The sequence below is a fragment of the Nonomuraea endophytica genome (assembly GCF_014203235.1).
GTDB classification, from domain to species: domain Bacteria; phylum Actinomycetota; class Actinomycetes; order Streptosporangiales; family Streptosporangiaceae; genus Nonomuraea; species Nonomuraea endophytica.
Window position 1 is genome coordinate 230,687 of the sequence record NZ_JACHIN010000013.1, and the last position, 16,145, is coordinate 246,831.

Annotated in this window: 12 protein-coding genes; 5 read left to right on the forward strand and 7 right to left on the reverse strand. The window is 72.6% G+C overall.

The window, feature by feature from the left end; all coding sequences use genetic code 11:
- Nucleotides 1-2: 2 nt before the first annotated feature.
- The gene (locus tag HNR40_RS39355) at nt 3-3,461 is read right to left on the reverse strand and encodes a serine/threonine-protein kinase (protein ID WP_184970738.1); all 3,459 of its coding nucleotides are present in this window, start codon (nt 3,459-3,461) and stop codon (nt 3-5) included.
- A 51-nt stretch (nt 3,462-3,512) separates the two neighbouring features.
- On the opposite strand from HNR40_RS39355, the gene HNR40_RS39360 reads away from it, so the two are divergent.
- The gene (locus tag HNR40_RS39360) at nt 3,513-4,214 is read left to right on the forward strand and encodes a type 1 glutamine amidotransferase (protein ID WP_184970740.1); all 702 of its coding nucleotides are present in this window, start codon (nt 3,513-3,515) and stop codon (nt 4,212-4,214) included.
- Here HNR40_RS39360 and HNR40_RS39365 read toward each other — a convergent pair.
- The gene (locus HNR40_RS39365; RefSeq protein ID WP_221341365.1) at nt 4,171-4,701 is read right to left on the reverse strand and encodes an HXXEE domain-containing protein; all 531 of its coding nucleotides are present in this window, start codon (nt 4,699-4,701) and stop codon (nt 4,171-4,173) included. The two genes, HNR40_RS39360 and HNR40_RS39365, sit on opposite strands and share 44 nt — an antisense overlap.
- 79 nt (nt 4,702-4,780) lie before the next feature.
- Here HNR40_RS39365 and HNR40_RS39370 point away from each other — a divergent pair, with 79 nt between their 5' ends.
- Together HNR40_RS39370 and HNR40_RS39375 are read left to right on the forward strand one after the other, a co-directional pair.
- Nucleotides 4,781-7,744, forward strand: coding sequence for a bifunctional [glutamine synthetase] adenylyltransferase/[glutamine synthetase]-adenylyl-L-tyrosine phosphorylase (locus tag HNR40_RS39370; protein WP_184970742.1), 2,964 nt, complete (start codon nt 4,781-4,783; stop codon nt 7,742-7,744).
- Between the two features lie 79 nt (nt 7,745-7,823).
- Entirely contained in the window at nt 7,824-8,477 is a 654-nt protein-coding gene (locus HNR40_RS39375; RefSeq protein WP_184970744.1) for a GOLPH3/VPS74 family protein, read from the forward strand.
- Here HNR40_RS39375 and HNR40_RS39380 read toward each other — a convergent pair.
- The 3 genes from HNR40_RS39380 to HNR40_RS39390 are packed head-to-tail and all read right to left on the reverse strand — an operon-like array spanning nt 8,474 to nt 10,874.
- Complete coding sequence (locus tag HNR40_RS39380) at nt 8,474-9,001, reverse strand: GNAT family N-acetyltransferase (protein WP_184970746.1); 528 nt, start codon at nt 8,999-9,001, stop codon at nt 8,474-8,476. The genes HNR40_RS39375 and HNR40_RS39380 overlap by 4 nt on opposite strands.
- 4 nt (nt 9,002-9,005) lie before the next feature.
- Nucleotides 9,006-9,788 (reverse strand): aminoglycoside phosphotransferase family protein, encoded by a 783-nt coding sequence (locus HNR40_RS39385; RefSeq protein WP_184970748.1) that lies wholly within the window; start codon nt 9,786-9,788, stop codon nt 9,006-9,008.
- 54 nt (nt 9,789-9,842) lie between these two features.
- Entirely contained in the window at nt 9,843-10,874 is a 1,032-nt protein-coding gene (locus tag HNR40_RS39390) for a hypothetical protein (protein WP_184970750.1), read from the reverse strand.
- Nucleotides 10,875-10,975: 101 nt separating this feature from the next.
- Here HNR40_RS39390 and HNR40_RS39395 point away from each other — a divergent pair, with 101 nt between their 5' ends.
- Nucleotides 10,976-13,003, forward strand: coding sequence for a tetratricopeptide repeat protein (locus HNR40_RS39395; protein WP_184970752.1), 2,028 nt, complete (start codon nt 10,976-10,978; stop codon nt 13,001-13,003).
- A 50-nt stretch (nt 13,004-13,053) separates the two neighbouring features.
- Here the strand turns inward: HNR40_RS39395 and glnA are convergent, their stop codons facing one another.
- On the reverse strand, nt 13,054-14,478 hold the full coding sequence (glnA, locus tag HNR40_RS39400) for a type I glutamate--ammonia ligase (protein WP_184970754.1): 1,425 nt from the start codon (nt 14,476-14,478) through the stop codon (nt 13,054-13,056).
- Nucleotides 14,479-14,571: 93 nt separating this feature from the next.
- Nucleotides 14,572-15,498 carry a hypothetical protein gene (locus HNR40_RS39405; protein WP_184970756.1) on the reverse strand — a complete coding sequence of 309 codons (927 nt, stop codon included), beginning with the start codon at nt 15,496-15,498 and terminating at the stop codon, nt 14,572-14,574.
- Nucleotides 15,499-15,588: 90 nt separating this feature from the next.
- Here HNR40_RS39405 and HNR40_RS39410 point away from each other — a divergent pair, with 90 nt between their 5' ends.
- Nucleotides 15,589-16,050, forward strand: coding sequence for an RDD family protein (locus tag HNR40_RS39410; RefSeq protein ID WP_184970757.1), 462 nt, complete (start codon nt 15,589-15,591; stop codon nt 16,048-16,050).
- The last annotated feature ends 95 nt before the right edge of the window (nt 16,051-16,145 follow it).

Sequence of the window (16,145 nt, forward strand, 5' to 3'; positions counted from 1 at the left end):
TCCTAGGAGCAGCCTTTCGTGTAGGGGAGTCCTGGATTCACGTACGTACGCCATTCCGCCTCGCTGAGCGAGCGGCCCGCGCGGGCGCAGACGGCGGCGGCGACCTTGGCCGGGGCGACCGGGTGCTCGTTCAGGTGGCCGTCGCGGTCCAGCGTCAGCAGGGTGGAGCCGTCGGCGCTGAAGGCCAGCGAGAGCACCTCGCGCACCTGCGGGTCCAGGGCGCCGCCGGTGTCGCGCAGCATCGCGAGCTCGGTGCCGCTGACCGGCTCGTACAGGCGGACCCTGCCGTCGGCGGTGGTCCAGGCCGCGACCACGTCCTCGCGGGGCGAGCGCGCGCTGATCGTGCCGACGCCGGTGGAGACCCCGCCCGTACGCCGCCAGGTGGCCAGATCCCAGCCGGTCATGCGCTCACGGGAGTCGATGACGAACAGGGTGCCGCCGGCGCGGTCGAAGTGCAGGCCGACGACGGCGCTTTCCCTTCCGGTGCCGCCGAACGCGGGGCCCGCCGGTCTGCCGGTGGCGGCGTCGACGACCGTCACGTGCCGCCCGCCCACGGCCAGCCGCCGGCCGTCGGGGGAGAAGGTCGTGAGCGGCTGGCCGTCGTGCGTGGACTGCCACAACATCCGGCGGGCCCGCCAGTCCCAGACCTGGACCAGATAGTCGTCTTTTCGCTTGAACCCCGACGAGGTCATCGACAGGGCGAGCAGGGCGCCGTCCGGGCTGACGGAGACCAGCTCCGGCCCCAGCTTTCCGTCCGGGGTGAACGTGTGGACCGTGCCGTCCTCCACCACCGTCACCCGCCGTCTTTCCAGGTCGATGCTGACCATCAGACGGCCGTCCGGGCTGAAATGGGCCGTCTCCAGTTCCAGCGCCCCGCCCTCGGGCCTGCCGTCGGACACCCGCCGGATCCGCACGCCGTCGCCCAGGCCGCCGATCGCCATCCTGGTGCCGTCCGGCGCCAGTTGCCCCATCTCCAGCGGGTTGGCCGGCCTCCCTCGCAGGTCGCCGACGTCGAGCGAGAAGACCTGGTCGGCCTGCAGATAGCGGAAGGTCGTGCCGTCGAAGCCGCCGGTCGGCCGTGACGCCTCCTCCGCCTCGCCCCTGACCGGCGCCGACGCGAGCAACTGGGTGTCGGACATCCGCCAGAACTGGATGGTCTCCTCCGCCATGGTGGCCACCAGCCGCCCGTCGCCGCTGAAGACCGGGCCGCCCTTGTTCCAGACGCCCTGTGTGCCCGCGCCGTCGAGGTCACCGAGCTCCTCCACGCGCCCGCGCCCGGTCAGCCGCACCCGCTTCGGGTCCGGGACGCCGACCTCCTCGGCCCGCCAGAGTCCGTCCTGGCTGTATGCCGTGCCGTCCCGCACGCGTGAGGGACTGGTCGCGCCCGTGCGCAGATTCCACCGCGTGCCTCCGTCCGCGTCGGTCACCACGGGCGTGTCCTCCGTGGGGAAGACCACGCCGACCCACCCGTAGACCAGGTCGAACGGCTTGGTGAAGGTCACACTCCGGATCGGCCGGCCCGTGCGGGCCTCCCACGCCCGGGCGCGCCCGGCCGTCACCACCAGGAGCGTGCGCCCGGACGGCGACAGCGCGACCGCGCCCGTCAGCTCGCCCTTGAGCCCGAGCGCGCGCACCCCGCCCGCGCGCCGCCCCGTCCGCAGGTCCCACAGCCGGGCCTCGTCGTCGCCGACGCTCACCAGCCAGCGGCCGTTCGCGCTGATGGCCCGCATCGTGTCCGGGCTGGTCGCCGGATCGCGGAACATGCCGGTCTCCCGCTGGTTGGCGGAGACCGTCAGCTCCGCCCGCGTGTGCGGCGTCTGGTCCAGCTTCCACGCCGTCGCGCTGAACAGCGCCGCCAGCATCGGGTCGGCGCGCCGGGTCGAGGCGGCCAGCGTGGCCAGCCGGTCCGCCTCCGACCTGCGTAACTGCCCGGCGATCTGCTCGGACCGCTGATCGGCCAGCCGCCCCTGGTGGATCGCCAGCCCTCCGGCCACCAGCGCGATCACCAGCAGCCCCGCCAGGCTCAGCGCGGCCAGCCGCGAGCGCCTGGCCCGGCCGCGCGACAGCCGCGCCGCCGCCTCCAGGAAGTCGCGCTCGGCCGTGGACAGCGTGATGTTCCTGCGCGCGGTGGCCGCCCACTGCAGCGCGTTCTCCAGGCTGCTGCCCTGGAACAGGTCGCCGTCCCTGCGTCCCGCCGCCTCCCACCTGCTCGCCGCGGCGAGGATCTCCCGGTGTACGGCCAGGCCGTCGCGGTTGGCCTCGATCCAGCGCCGGTACCTGGGCCAGGCGTGGGGGAGCGCCGGGCGGGCCAGCGTCACCTCGTCGTCCGTCCTGGTCAAGAGGTAGCCGAAGACCTCCAGCAGGCGCTTGGCCGCGGCCGCCTCCGGCAGGGGGCGGCCGTCGAGGATCTCGGCCAGGGCGGCCTGCCGTACCGTGAGCTCGCCGCGCGGGCCGACCGTGACCAGCCGCAGGAACACCTCGGGCGCCAGCTCCCGCTCGGCCGGATCGAGGAGGCCGTAGGTCTCCTCGGCGAGCGTGCCCAGGGCGGGGTCGTCGGCCGCGGCGCCCATCCGCGCCGCCTCGCGCCCGCCCGCGGCCAGCAGGCGCCCGGTGTCGAGGCCGTCCGCCGACCACCGGAGGGCGGGCCCGCCGCGGTTCAGGTGCGCGGCGTCGAGCCGGGTGTCGCCGCTGACCAGCGCGAGCAGCAGCTCACGGGCGCTCGGCCGCTCGGCCGGGTCCCTTCTCATGGCCGCCTCGGCCATCGGGCGCAGCGAGTCCGGCAGCACGCTCAGGTCGGGCGTGGACGACAGCACGCGGTGCATGATGGCGCCCAGGCTGTCGGCCTCGTACGGATCGGCGCCGGTGGCGGCGAAGACGAGCACACCGGCCCACGCGAACACGTCGGCCGGCGCCCCCGCCCGCTGCCCGGTGAACACCTCGGGCGCCATGTAGGCGGGCGTCCCGGTCACCAGCCCCGTCGTCGTGAGCGACATCTCGGCGGTCCTGGCGATGCCGAAGTCGATCAGCCGGGGCCCGTCCGGCCCGAGCAGCACGTTGTCCGGCTTGAGGTCGCGGTGCACCACCCCGGCGTCGTGGATCGCGGTCAGCGCGGTGGCGATCGCCGTGGCCAGCCGGTGCAGGTCCCCGCCCGCGAACCGGCGCCCGTCCGCGACCGCCGCCCGCAGGCTCGGCCCCTCGACGTACTCACTCACGATGTACGGCCGCGGCCCCTCCAGATCGGCACCGACCACCTCGGCGATGCAGAACGACGCCACCCGCTGCGCCGCCTCCGCCTCCCTGACCAACTGGGCGGTCTGGTCGCCGTGCAGCACCTTGACCGCGACCCGGCGGCCGTCCTCGCCGTACCCCTCGTAGACGACGCCCTGACCGCCCGCGCCCAGCCGCCCCGCCAGCCAGTACGAGCCGAGCCGCTGCGGGTCCCCGTCGATCAACTTCCCCATGGCCACTTGGATGCGGCTGAGCAGGGGATGGTTGCCGGTAAATTACGCAATATGCGGATCACCGTCATCGAACACGAGGCCGACGCGCCCCTCGGGTACTTCGCCGCCTGGCTCGACCTGCCCTGCGACGTCGTCCGCCCCTACCTCGGTGACCCGATCCCCGCCGACGCCGCCGACGGCCTCATCGTGCTCGGCGGCGAGATGGCCGCCTGGGAGGACGAGGCCTACCCCTGGCTGCCCGCCACCCGCGACCTGATCCGCCGCTCGGTCGCCGCGCAAACCCCCGTGCTGGGCATCTGCCTGGGCGCCCAGCTCATGACGCTGGCCTGCGGCGGAACGGTCGAACGCGGCGCGGCCGGCCTGGAGATCGGCGCCTGCCAGGTGACGCTGCTCCCGGTCGCCGATCCCCTTCTGTCCGGCTCGGGCCTGGCGGGAACGGTCCCCGCCGCGCAGTTCCACCGGGACGCCATGACCACCCTGCCGGAGGGCGCGACCCTGCTCATGACCGGCGAGCGTTACCCCCACCAGGCCTACCGGCTGGGCACGAGCGCCTGGGCGGTGCAGTTCCACCCCGAGGTCACCCCGGAGATCTTCGACCGCTGGATCGCCGCCTCCGGGCAGGACCAGAAGCTGGCGACCGAGGTGAAGGCCGCCGACGCGAGCCTGGTCGCGACCTGGCGGCCCGTCGCGGAGGCCTTCGCCGCCGTCGTCAGAACCAGCGGTCGTTCTCCCGGGGCTTCCTCGGCCGGGTGAGCAGGTGGGCCAGCGCGTGGACCCCGCCCAGCACCACGGGAAACCACAGCAGGCCCGCCGTGCTCCCGCGCACCGGAACGCCCTCGGCCTTCAGCCGCCGCCACGCCCAGGCGGCGAACGGCAGCACCACCAGCGGTGAGGTGACCAGCCCCGGCGTGTAGCCGCGGGTGATCGCGGCCTGGGCCAGGTGCACCAGCCCGTGCAGCCCGAACCCGGCCAGCACCGTCTGGAACAGCGGGCTGCGCCCATCGGTGCGCGCCCCGTCGGCAGCGGCGGCGGCGATCACTCCGGCCATGAGCCCGATCGCCACGTTCACATGTCGCTGCGACACCTCCAGCCGCGCCCACGGCACCTGCGGGAACCGCTCCTCCAGCCGCTCCCGGTTGTCGCGCACCCACGTGGCCATCGTCGCCAGCTCCTCGGCGTCGTGCACCGCCCACGCCGCCAGCAGCCCCCACGTCACCGTCTTCGGAACCTGTCCCATCATCGCCCTCCCGACCACAAACACAACGCACCGTTGCGTTTTACTTTAAGCGTTCCGCGAGGCCACCTGTCAAGATGGGGAGGTGCCCAGGATCGAGTCCACCGCAGCCCGCCTGGCCAAGCTCGGCTTCGCCGACGGCGCCCGCGCGGCCCGCCTGGTAGCCGGCCTCACCCCGACCCCGTCCACCGCCTCCGTCGTCGAGGAACTGCTCAACGACCTGGTGCGGGTGGCCGATCCCGACCTGGCGCTGACCTCGCTCACCCGGCTCGCCGAACGCGACCCTGACGTCCTGGCCGCCCTCCACGCCGACCGGCCGCTGCGCGAGCGCCTGTTCGCCGTGCTCGGGGTGAGCGCGGCGCTCGGGGAACACCTGGTGCGCCACCCCGGCCAGGTGGGGCTGCTGGCCGTACCGGAGCTGGAGGAGGCGCGCGCGGAGCTGCTCCGCGCGGTCGGCGCCGAGCCCGCCGCGACCGAGCCCCGCGCGAGCACGACGACCGACACCCTGGTGGCGCTCCGCGTCGCCTACCGCGGCCGCCTGCTCCACCTGGCCGCGCGCGACCTGACCGGGCAGGCCGCGCCGGCCGAGGTCACCGCGGAGCTGTCCGACCTGGCGGGCGCGGCGCTGGAGGCGGCGCTCGCCATCGCCCGCGCCGAGGCCCCCGACGGCCTCGACACGGTACGGCTGGCCGTCATCGGCATGGGCAAGTGCGGCGCCCGCGAGCTCAACTACATCAGCGACGTCGACGTCATCTTCGTGGCCGAGCCACGCGACGGCGCCGACGAGACCAAGGCGCTGCGCACCGCCACCCGCCTGGCCCAGGCGATGATGCGCGCCTGCTCAGCCGCCACCTCGGAAGGCGCCCTGTGGGAGGTCGACGCGGGACTGCGCCCGGAGGGCCGCTCGGGCCCGCTGGTACGCACGCTCGCCAGCCACCTGGCCTACTACCGCCGCTGGGCCAAGACGTGGGAGTTCCAGGCGCTGCTCAAGGCCCGCCCGGTCGCCGGAGACCTGGAGCTGGGCGCCGCCTACGTCGCCGCGGTGAACGACCTGGTCTGGTCGGCCGCGACTCGCGAGAACTTCGTCGAGGACGTCCAGGCGATGCGCCGCCGGGTCGAGGAGCACGTGCGGGCGGAGGGCGAGCGGCAGATCAAGCTGGGCCCCGGCGGGCTGCGCGACATCGAGTTCGCGGTGCAACTGCTTCAGCTCGTGCACGGCCGCCTCGACCCGCTGCTGCGCCGCAAGGCCACGCTGCCCGCCCTGGCCGCACTGTCCCGGGGCGGGTACGTCGGCCGCGAGGACGCCCGCCAGCTCGCCGAGGCCTATACGTTCCTGCGCCAGGTCGAGCACCTGCTCCAACTCCACCGGCTGCGCCGCACCCACGTCCTGCCGACCGCCGAGGAAGACCTGCGCCGCCTCGGCCGCGCGCTCGGCACGCAGGTGAACCCGGTGGGCGAGTTCACCGCGCGCTGGCGCCGCCACGCCATGGAGGCCAGGCGGCTGCACGAGAAGCTGTTCTACCGGCCGCTGCTGCAGGCGGTCGCCCGGCTGCCCGAGTCGGAGTCGCGCCTTTCCACTTCGGCCGCCGCGGCCAGGCTGGAGGCGCTCGGCTATGTGGACCCGCCCGGCGCCCTGCGCCACATCGCCGCGCTGACCAGCGGAGTCTCACGCCGCGCCGCCATCCAGCGCACGCTGCTGCCGGTGATGCTGGGCTGGTTCGCCGGCACCCCCGATCCCGACGCGGGCCTGCTCGGCTTCCGCCAGGTGAGCGACAAGCTGGGCTCGACCCCCTGGTATCTGCGGCTGCTGCGCGACGAGACCGCCGTCGCCGCGCGGATGGCCCGCGTGCTGGGCACCAGCCGCTACGCGACCGGCCTGCTCACCAACGCCCCCGACGCCGTCGCGCTGCTGGGCTCCGACGACGAGCTCGCCACCCGTCCCGCCGCCGCGCTGCTCGCCGAGGCCTCCGCGGCGGTCTCCCGGCACGACGACGCCGAAGCGGCCGTGGCCGCCGTGCGCGCGCTGCGCCGCAAGGAGCTCTTCCGTACGGCCGTCGCCGACATCTCCGGCCTGATCGACATCGAACAGGTGGGCGTGGCCCTGTCGGAGCTCAACGACGTCACCATCCAGGCGGCGCTCGACGCGGCCGTGGCCAAGGTCACCCTGGAACGCCGGGCCCCGCTGCCGACCCGCTTCGCGGTGATCGCGATGGGCCGGCTGGGCGGGATGGAATGCTCGTACGCCAGCGACGCCGACGTCATGTTCGTCCACTCGCCGCCCGCGGGCTCGGATGAGCGGGAGGCGTCGGAGGCCGCGTTCGCGGTGGCCAACGAGCTGCGCCGGCTGCTGGCGCTGCCCGCGCCCGACCCGCCGCTGCTGATCGACCCCGACCTGCGGCCGGAGGGCAGGCAGGGCCCGCTGGTGCGTACGCTCGCCTCCTACGCCGCCTACTACGCCCGGTGGTCGTCGCCCTGGGAGTCGCAGGCGCTGCTGCGCGCCCGCTTCTCGGCCGGGGACGCCAGGCTGGGGGCGGAGTTCACCGCGACGGCCGACGGCCTGCGCTACCCGACGGGCGGCGTCGGTGAGGACGCGGTGAGGGAGATCCGCCGGCTCAAGGCCAGGATGGAGGCCGAGCGGCTGCCGCGCGGCGCCGACCCGGCCCTGCACACCAAGCTGGGCCGCGGCGGGCTGTCCGACGTGGAGTGGGTGGCCCAGCTGCTCCAGCTCCAGCATGCCCACGAGCACCCGTCCCTGCGTACCACCCAGACGTTGCGAACGTTGCGCGCGGCGGTGGAGGAGGGCCTGCTCGACGCGGCCGACGAGGCGGTGCTGGGCGAGGCGTGGCGGGCCGCCTCCCGCATCAGGGACGCCATCATGCTCGTCAAGGGCCGTCCCGGCGACAGCCTCCCGGCCGGAGCCCCGGAACGCCGCCTCATCGCCCGCACCCTCGGCTACCCGCCGGACGGCTCCGAGGACCTCATGGACGACTACCGCCGGGTCACCCGCCGCGCCCGCCAGGTGGTGGAACGTGTCTTCTACGGCTCCTGAGCCGGGATGACGTTTGTCAGGCGGGATCGATGACGGCGGAGTCTGCACCTGCCCCAGGGGCAGGAGGCACACTCGGGGCATGACGTTGAGCATCGCCGAGGAGTTCGTGCTCCTCGCACACGCGGACGAGGACGGCAAGCCGCTGGTCAAGGAGGAGCGGGTCAAGCTCGTCCTCGTCGCGGCGCTGATGTCGGAGCTCGCGCTCAGGGAGCGGATCGAGCTCGACGAGGACGGCGGCGTCCTGCTGCTGGACGGCGCGCCGACCGGTGACGCCGCGCTGGACGCGGTGCTGGCCAGGATCGGCGAGGTCGAGACCACGCTCCTGCCGCGCACGTGGTTCGCCAGGCTGCACGCCGAGCAGAACCCGGCCCCGATCCTGGAGAGCCTGGCCGAGACCGGCGCCCTGCGGGCCGAGCGGCGCAGGAGCTTCGGCGTCTTCACCAGCACCCGCTACCCGCAGGGCGACCCCGCCTTCGAGCAGGAGGTAAGGGCCCGGATCCAGGCGGGGTTCGGCGGCGCGGAGGTCACCCCCCGCACCGCCGCGGTGCTGGCCGTGGTGTACGCCGCGCGCCTGCTGCCCCAGTTGTTCCCCGGCGCCGACACAGCGCGGGCCGACGAGCTCGTCGCCGGCGACTGGGTCGGCCAGGAACTGCTCGCCTACTACGGCGGCGCAGGCAAGGGCGACGTGGCCACGACGGCGTTCAACACGGTGTTCGGGGACGGCGCGCTCTAGGGACGGCTCAGCCGGTAGAGGACGGTACGGCGGACCGGGCTGCCCTCGGGCACGTTCGGATGGTCGAAGTCGTCGGCCGGATCGCGGGTCATGCCCAGGCGTTCCATGACGGCGCGCGAACGGACGTTGGCCACGGCCGTCATCGAGACGATCTCCTTCAGGCCCAGCTCGCCGAAGCCGCGGGCCAGCGCCGCCCTGGCCGCCTCGGTGGCGTAGCCGCGGCCCCACGCGGCCCTGCTCAGCCGCCAGCCGACCTCGACGGCGGGGGTGAAATGGGCGGGGAAGTCCCAGTAGATCAGCCCGGTGAAGCCGACGAACTCCCCGCTCTCCCGCACCTCGAGCGCCCACAGCCCGTAGCCGTCGCGGTCGAAGCCCATCTCCATGCGGTCGATCATCATGTCGCTCTGTACCCGCGTCAGCCGCGCCGGGAAGTGCTCCATCACCTCCGGGTCGGCGTTCATGGCGGCGAACGGCTCGCGGTCCTCCTCGCGCCAGCGGCGCATGATCAGTCGCTCGGTCTCCATCCCGTCAACGATAGGACGAAAGCCCCGCCTCCACAGCTTCCGGCTCGTCGTGCAGGAGCCCGTGCACGGCCTCCTGGAGGGCGAAGGTCGCGGCATAGGCGCGCGCCCGCTCCGCGAGATCGGGAAACCGTACGGCCAGCCGCCGCCTGACCGGCTCCGGCGAGGAGACCGACAGCGCGGCGAAGTCGACCGCCGGGTCGCCCGGTCCCGCCTCGTCCCAGTCGAGGACGCCGCTCACCCGGCCGTTCTCGATCAGCACGTTGGCGCCGCCCAGGTCGCCGTGGACGAACCCGGCCGGGGCGCTCGCGGCGGTCTCGGCGGCCGCGGTGACCTCGGCCAGCGCCCTTCGGCCCGCCTCGGGGGACAGGAGGGGGGCGACGCGGTGCCGTACCTCGGAGGCGAGGGTCTGCCACTCCGCGCGCCAGGAAGTGGAGCCGCGCCAGGACGCGGCGTCGTCGTGCGGGACGGAGGCGAGGGCTGTCAGGAGCGCGGCCAGCGCGTCAGGGTCCACGGGCGTCCGCTCCGACAGCGGCGCGCCCGGCAGCAGGCGGGTCACCAGGCAGTCGGCGCGCACGAGCAGCACCTCGGGGGCGGGCAGGCCGTGGGCGCGCACCAGGCGCACACGCTCGGCGAGCGGCTCCACCGGGGCGCCGTAGCGGGGGAAACGCCAGGCCAGCCCGGTGTCGTCGTCGAGCACCACGTCGGCGTGCTCGCCGCGGACCAGCCGCAGGCCGTCCGGGGTGCGGCCCATCGCGCGGGCGTAGTCGTCGATCAAGGTCGTCCTCACTGCCGGGAGTGAGAACGATCTTATCGGCGGCCCTTGAGCCCGGTGACGACGGTCCTATCGGCGGCTCTTGAGGCCGGTGATGCGGCGGAACAGGTCCCACCAGAACGGCGCCCCGAACAGCAGCGCCACATAGGTCAGCAGGTAGCCGGGCCAGTGGCTGAGCGTGGTGAGGCGGTCCCACCACACGCCGCCGTTCCAGTTGATGCTGGGGTCGCCGTCGGCCGGGATGGTGATGTGCATGATCGCGTTGTCGAAGATCTTGACCAGCGCGGGCGAGCTGAGCGTCTCGGTGAGGCAGTCGGTCAGCTGGACGTTCTCGGTGCACTTGGCCTTGAGCTCGTTGACGGTGGCCGGGTCGCCGGCGGCCACCGCGGCCACGCCGGTGCGCAGCCCGTTGTCGCGCAGCAGCGTCTTGGAGTACTCCAGGCCGTCCATGCTGAACAGCAGCGTCACCACCAGCCCGAGCGCGGCCATGACCCACTTCACGTAGCGCTTGTAGAGCATCGACAGGCGCTGCATCTCGCCGTCGAACCAGGTCTCGACGCCCTGCCTGAACCGGTCGAGGTCGCGCTGGGCGCCTTCCCAGACACCCATGAGGTGGCCGTACAACGGGCTCTTCATCGCCTTGAGCTTGGCCAGCCAGCCTTCGACGCCGTTGGGGTCGGTGGCCGCGAGCTCCATCAGCGCCACGGCGAAGCGGGCGGGCGGGATGTTGGAGATGCTCGTCTTGCCCGTCTTGGGGTGGTCGATCTCGCGGACCCGCTCGTAGAGCAGCTTCGTCATCGCGTCGTCGGCCACCGACTCGTGGGCCGGCATCGTGGACTCCACCGGCGACGGCTGGTCGCTGTGCTTGGGCCTCGGATCGTGCAGGAACGGCAGCGCCGTGAACACGTCGCGAATCTTGGCCGGCAACCACGCCCTGCCGTTGGAAGACCCGTCCATGGTGTCGCGCAGGTACGCCCACAGGAACTTGCTACGGATGGCCAGCAACCGCACGATTCCCTCGTTGATGCCGCTGACCAGCAACGACAGCAGCAGGAACGACAGGATCAGCCCGATCGCCAGATCGACGTAAAGAGATAGCAAAATGGATCACCCCGCGCCTTGATACACCCCGGCGCGCCCGGCCCGCAATGCGATCCGCGGATCACGCCCGCGACGGACCCCCGAAATGCACATACTGGGCTATGACCCAGGACGCGGCGGGCGATCGGGCCGTGGCCGCCGGCTCTGTCGGCGAGCGCGCCATCGTCATCCCAGGCGATCACAACACCGTTCAGGTAGGGGCGCCTCCGGCCGCCGCCGGACGGCTCGTCGTGGGAGACATCCCCCAGCTCCCCGCCTCCTTCCAGGAGCGTCCGGGCATCATGTCCGGGCTGCGCGGCGAGGACCGGGTGAGCGTGGTCCGCTCGGTGAGCGGGGCGCCGGGCGTCGGCAAGACCACGATGGCCGCCGCGTACGCCCGCGAATGCCAGGCCGCCTCGTTCGCCGTCGTCGCCTGGGTCCACGCCGAGACGCATGAGCAGATCGTCGCCGGGCTCGGCCGGCTCGCCGACCGGGCGGGCCTGCGCGGCGCGAACGACTCCTGGGCCGAGGCCGCCGAGAAGGCCCGCGACTGGCTGGCCGCCGCCCGCGAGCCGTGCCTCGTGGTCTTCGACAACGCGGCCAGCGTACGCGAGCTGCGCCGATGGTTGCCCGCGACCGGCAACGTGCAGACGGTGATCACCACCAGGGACCGGGCGTTCGACCGGCTGGGCGCGCGGGTGCCGGTGGACGTGTTCACCGAGGGCGAGGCGGTGGCGTTCCTGGAACGGGCCACTGGCCTCGACGACCCCGCCGGCGCCGCCGCCCTGGCCGCCGAACTCGGCCATCTGGCACTCGCCCTGGCCCAGGCCGCGGCCCTGATCGAGGATCGCGGATCCACCTACGCCGGCTACCTGGCCACGCTGCGCCGGGTGCCGCTGGCCAGGAGCCTGCGCAGCGTCGAAAGCGACGCCTATCCCGACAGCGCCGTGCAGGCCGTGACCCTCGCGGTGGAGGCGGCGGAGGCGGAGATCGACGGCGCGGCCGACGTGCTCAATGTCCTGTCCGTCCTGTCGCCCGACGGCGTCCCGCGCGGCCTGCTCTACCCGGAGATCGACGACGACGCTCTCGACCGGCTGGCCGCCCTCGTGCGCAGGTCGCTGCTGACCTGGAGCCAGGACCGCCAGTCCGTGGTGATGCACCGGGTGACGCAGCGGGTGCTCAGGGAACGCGACCCCGACGCCACGGGCCGCGCCCTCGACCGGGCCGCCTACCTCCTGCAGCTGTACCGCCCGCTGGACACCTGGGTGAACCGCGGCAAATGGGAGTCCTTCGTCACCCAGACGGAGGCGGTCTACGCCCACGTGGGCGAGCGCGCGGCTCCGGTGCTGGCCACCCTGCGGCAACTGGGCGTGGGCTACCGGGCCCGCCACTCCAGCAACGCCGACGCCGTGGCCCTCTTCGAGCAGTGCCTGGCCGACTTCGAACGCGTCCTCGGCCCCGAGCACGAGATCACCCTGAACACCAGGGCCGACCTGGCCTTCTCCTACAGTCACCTGCGCCGGCCCGAACGCGCGGTGGAGATCTACGAGCGCACCATCGCCGACTACATCCGCGTCCTCGGCCCCGACCACCCCGGCACGCTCAAGTCGTACGCGGGCCTGGCCGACGTCTACAGCCTGAACTACGACCCGGCCGAAGCGGTGCCCCTGCAGGAGCGGGCGGTGGCCGAACACGTCCGGGTCCTGGGCTCCGGCCACCGCGTCACCCTGGCCCGCCGCGGCCTGCTGGCCCTGACCGTCAGCCACGCCGGCGAGCACGAGCGCGCGATCGCCCTCATGGAGTCGACCTGCGCGGACAGCGTCCGGGTGCTGGGCGGGGACGACTCCGACACGCTGATGGCCAAGCGGGGGCTGGCGATGGTGGTGGGCAACGCCAGAGACGACGAACGCGCGGCCGGGCTCTATCGCGCCTGCATAGCGGGATACGAGCGGGTGCTCGGCGCCGACAACGTCTTCACCCTGCAGACCAAGCTGGTGTTCGCCGACTTCCTGGCATCGACCGGCTCCCCGGCCGTGGCCCACGCGATATACGCGGAACTCCTGGAAACCGGCGAACGTGTGCTCGGCCCCGGCCACGTGGTGATCGAACAGGCCCGTGCCCACCTGCGGCGCGACCAGACCGGGCCCTGAGCGAGCGAACGGCCCGGCATCGCGGTCGACGCCGGGCCGTGCTCGCCGTCCTACACGTCGTAGTAGAGCTCGAACTCGTGGGGGTGCGGGCGCAGGCGGATCGGGTCGACCTCGTTCTCGCGCTTGTAGGCGATCCACGTCTCGATCAGGTCGGGCGTGAAGACGCCGCCCTCCAGGAGATAGTCGTGGTCGGCTTCCAGGGCGTTCAGGACGTCGGTCAAGGATCCCGGGACCTGCGGGATGTTGCGGGCCTCCTCGGGCGGCAGCTCGTAGAGGTCCTTGTCCACCGGCTCCGGCGGCTCGATCTTGTTGCGGATGCCGTCGATGCCGGCCATCAGCATGGCGGCGAAGGCGAAGTACGGGTTGCACGACGGGTCGGGCACCCGGAACTCGATGCGCTTGGCCTTCGGGTTCGAGCCGGTGATCGGGATGCGCACGCACGCGGAGCGGTTGCGCTGGCTGTAGACCAGGTTGACCGGGGCCTCGTAGCCGGGCACCAGGCGGTGGTAGGAGTTCACCGTCGGGTTGGTGAAGGCCAGCAGCGAGGGGGCGTGCTTCAGCAGGCCGCCGATGTAGTAGCGGGCGGTGTCGGACAGGCCCGCGTAGCCCACCTCGTCGTAGAAGAGCGGCGAGCCGTCCTTCCACAGCGACTGGTGGCAGTGCATGCCGGAGCCGTTGTCACCGAAGATCGGCTTGGGCATGAAGGTGACCGTGTGGCCGTACTCCAGGGCGGTGCTCTTGATGATGTACTTGTAGAGCATCAGGTTGTCGGCGGTCTTGAGCAGCGTGCCGAACCTGAAGTCGATCTCGGCCTGGCCCGCGGTGCCGACCTCGTGGTGCTGCATCTCGACGTCGATGCCGCACTCGATGAGGTTGCGGACCATCTCCGAGCGCAGGTCGGTGAAGTGGTCCATGGGCGGGACCGGGAAGTAGCCGCCCTTGTAGCGCGGCTTGTAGCCCAGGTTGCCGCCTTCGGTGGACTTGCCGGTGTTCCAGGCGCCCTCGATGGAGTCGATGTAGTAGTAGCCGGCGTTCGCGCTCGTCTCGAAGCGGACGTCGTCGAAGATGTAGAACTCCGCCTCGGGGCCGAAGAAGACGGTGTCGGCGATGCCCGTGCCCTTGAGGTATTCCTCCGCCTTGCGGGCGACGTTGCGGGGGTCGCGGCTGTAGGCCTCGCCGGTCAGCGGGTCGTGCACGAAGAAGTTGATGTTGAGCGTCTTGTGCTGGCGGAAGGGGTCCACGACCGCGCTCGTCGGGTCGGGCAGGAGCAGCATGTCCGACTCGTGGATGGCCTGGAACCCGCGGATCGACGAGCCGTCGAACATGAGGCCGTCGGTGAAGACGCTGGCGCCGAAGTTCTCGACGGGGAAGGTGAAATGGTGCGTCGTCCCCGGCAGGTCGGTGAACCTGACATCGACGAACTGCACCCCTTCGTCCCGGATGAACTTCAGGACGTCGTCGGCGGAGTTGAACACTCTCGAACCTCCCTGGGGACGGGTATCAGCCCGACGTTAGGGCGAGGCGATTTCCACGCCGTGTCTCGTTTGTTTCGCCGGTGTTAAGGGGCCTCACGTGGCCGACGAAGCCGTGCATCCGTCGCCCACGGGCTGATGCAGGTCATAGGGGTCGCGTGGCGCGCCGGTGCCGCGTACCTGGCCCGGGTCGGACGCGGGGAACTGCGGGTGGATGTAGCCGTCGGTGTCGCAACGCACCGGGGTGGCGCTGGCGCCCAGGCTCTCGACCCACACCCGGACCCCGCCCGCCGACTCGAAGATGTCGAATGAGCCCCGCGCGTGCGTCACCAGCCGGACCACCTGGTCGGGGCGGCCCGGTGGCTGGACGGCGTAGACGACCAGGTAGGTGATCTTGACGCGGGCGCCCTCGCGGTAGCGGGAGAGCGTGGCCTCGCCGCGGACCTTGATGACGTCGGTGGCCAGTTCGGTGGTGCCGGGCGCGAAGCTGTTGACCCAGGCCCGGGTGACCTTCCTACGCTGCTCCGCGTCGGCCAGGCCGGCGAAGGCCCTGGGCTCGCCGCCCATGAGCGTCGCCGGGTCGAGGTAGGCGGCGGTCAGCAGGTCACGCACCCGCGCCAGCCCCTTGCCCACCTCCTTCGCCGACAACCCGCCGACCGCCTTCGGCTCGGGCAGCTCGAACCCCGCCGCCCCCGAGGCGTACCCGGCGGCGGGGGAGCCCTCGAAGGGGTCGGCGGGCGCGGGCGGCTCCGGCGTGCTCGTGGGCGCGGGCCGGATCCGCCGTACGGCCGGCTCGGGCGTCAGCAACTCGGGGCGAAAGGCCAGCACGCTCGCCGCGGCGACCAGCACGGCCAGGACCAGGACGACGGCCAGCGCCCACCGCCGCGCGGGTGAGGACGGCCGCCGGGAAGCGGGCGGCGCGGCCTGGCGCGCGGCCTTGGCGGCGGCCTCGCGCATCCTGCGCTGTTCGCCCTCCCCGATCTGGGACACCAGCTCCTGGAAGCGTGCGTCGAGGTCGTCCATGAGGAGACATCATGCGTGCGGAAACGCCCAGGCAGAAGCGCGATTGGGTCACAATCGCGACCGGCGCCCCGGCCGGATACCGTGGTGGGCATGAGTGAGAAGCAGCCGCGCTGGACGCAGACCTGGCTCGGCGGCGTGCGCGCCGCCGGGGTCGACCTCGGGTACCCGGGTCAGCGGCTGGGGCTGCCAGAGCGGGGCAGCGGGTCGGTGGCCGGGTGGGGGCGGCGGATCGCGGCGCTGGTCATCGACTGGATGATCTGCACCTGGGCGATCGCGCAGCTCATCCTGGGCATCAGTCCCACCGCCTCGCCGTGGGCGCCGGTGCTCATCTTCGCCCTGCAATATCTGCTGCTGGTGGCCTTCCTGGGCCAGACGTTCGGGCACCGGCTGCTGAAGATCAAGGTCGTCGCCATGGACGGCGGCATCCCCCGGCTGCTGCCGGTGTTCGTCCGCACCGTGCTGCTGTGCCTGGCCGTGCCCGCGGTGATCTACGACCGCGACAACCGCGGCATGCACGACCGCGCGTCCAACACGATCACCGTCAACATGTAGCACCGTCAACATGTAGCACCGTCAACATGTAGCACCGTCAACATGTAGCACCGTCAACATGTAGCACCGTCAACATGTAGCACCGTCAACATGTA

Excerpts from the sequence above, each read along its gene's own strand:
- HNR40_RS39365 (WP_221341365.1), bottom strand. The coding sequence starts at position 4,701 with ATGATGGGACAGGTTCCGAAGACGGTGACGTGGGGGCTGCTGGCGGCG.
- HNR40_RS39380 (WP_184970746.1), bottom strand. The coding sequence starts at position 9,001 with ATGGAGACCGAGCGACTGATCATGCGCCGCTGGCGCGAGGAGGACCGC.
- HNR40_RS39395 (WP_184970752.1), top strand. The coding sequence starts at position 10,976 with ATGACCCAGGACGCGGCGGGCGATCGGGCCGTGGCCGCCGGCTCTGTC.
- HNR40_RS39355 (WP_184970738.1), bottom strand. The coding sequence starts at position 3,461 with ATGGGGAAGTTGATCGACGGGGACCCGCAGCGGCTCGGCTCGTACTGG.
- HNR40_RS39405 (WP_184970756.1), bottom strand. The coding sequence starts at position 15,498 with ATGGACGACCTCGACGCACGCTTCCAGGAGCTGGTGTCCCAGATCGGG.
- HNR40_RS39360 (WP_184970740.1), top strand. The coding sequence starts at position 3,513 with ATGCGGATCACCGTCATCGAACACGAGGCCGACGCGCCCCTCGGGTAC.
- HNR40_RS39375 (WP_184970744.1), top strand. The coding sequence starts at position 7,824 with ATGACGTTGAGCATCGCCGAGGAGTTCGTGCTCCTCGCACACGCGGAC.
- HNR40_RS39410 (WP_184970757.1), top strand. The coding sequence starts at position 15,589 with ATGAGTGAGAAGCAGCCGCGCTGGACGCAGACCTGGCTCGGCGGCGTG.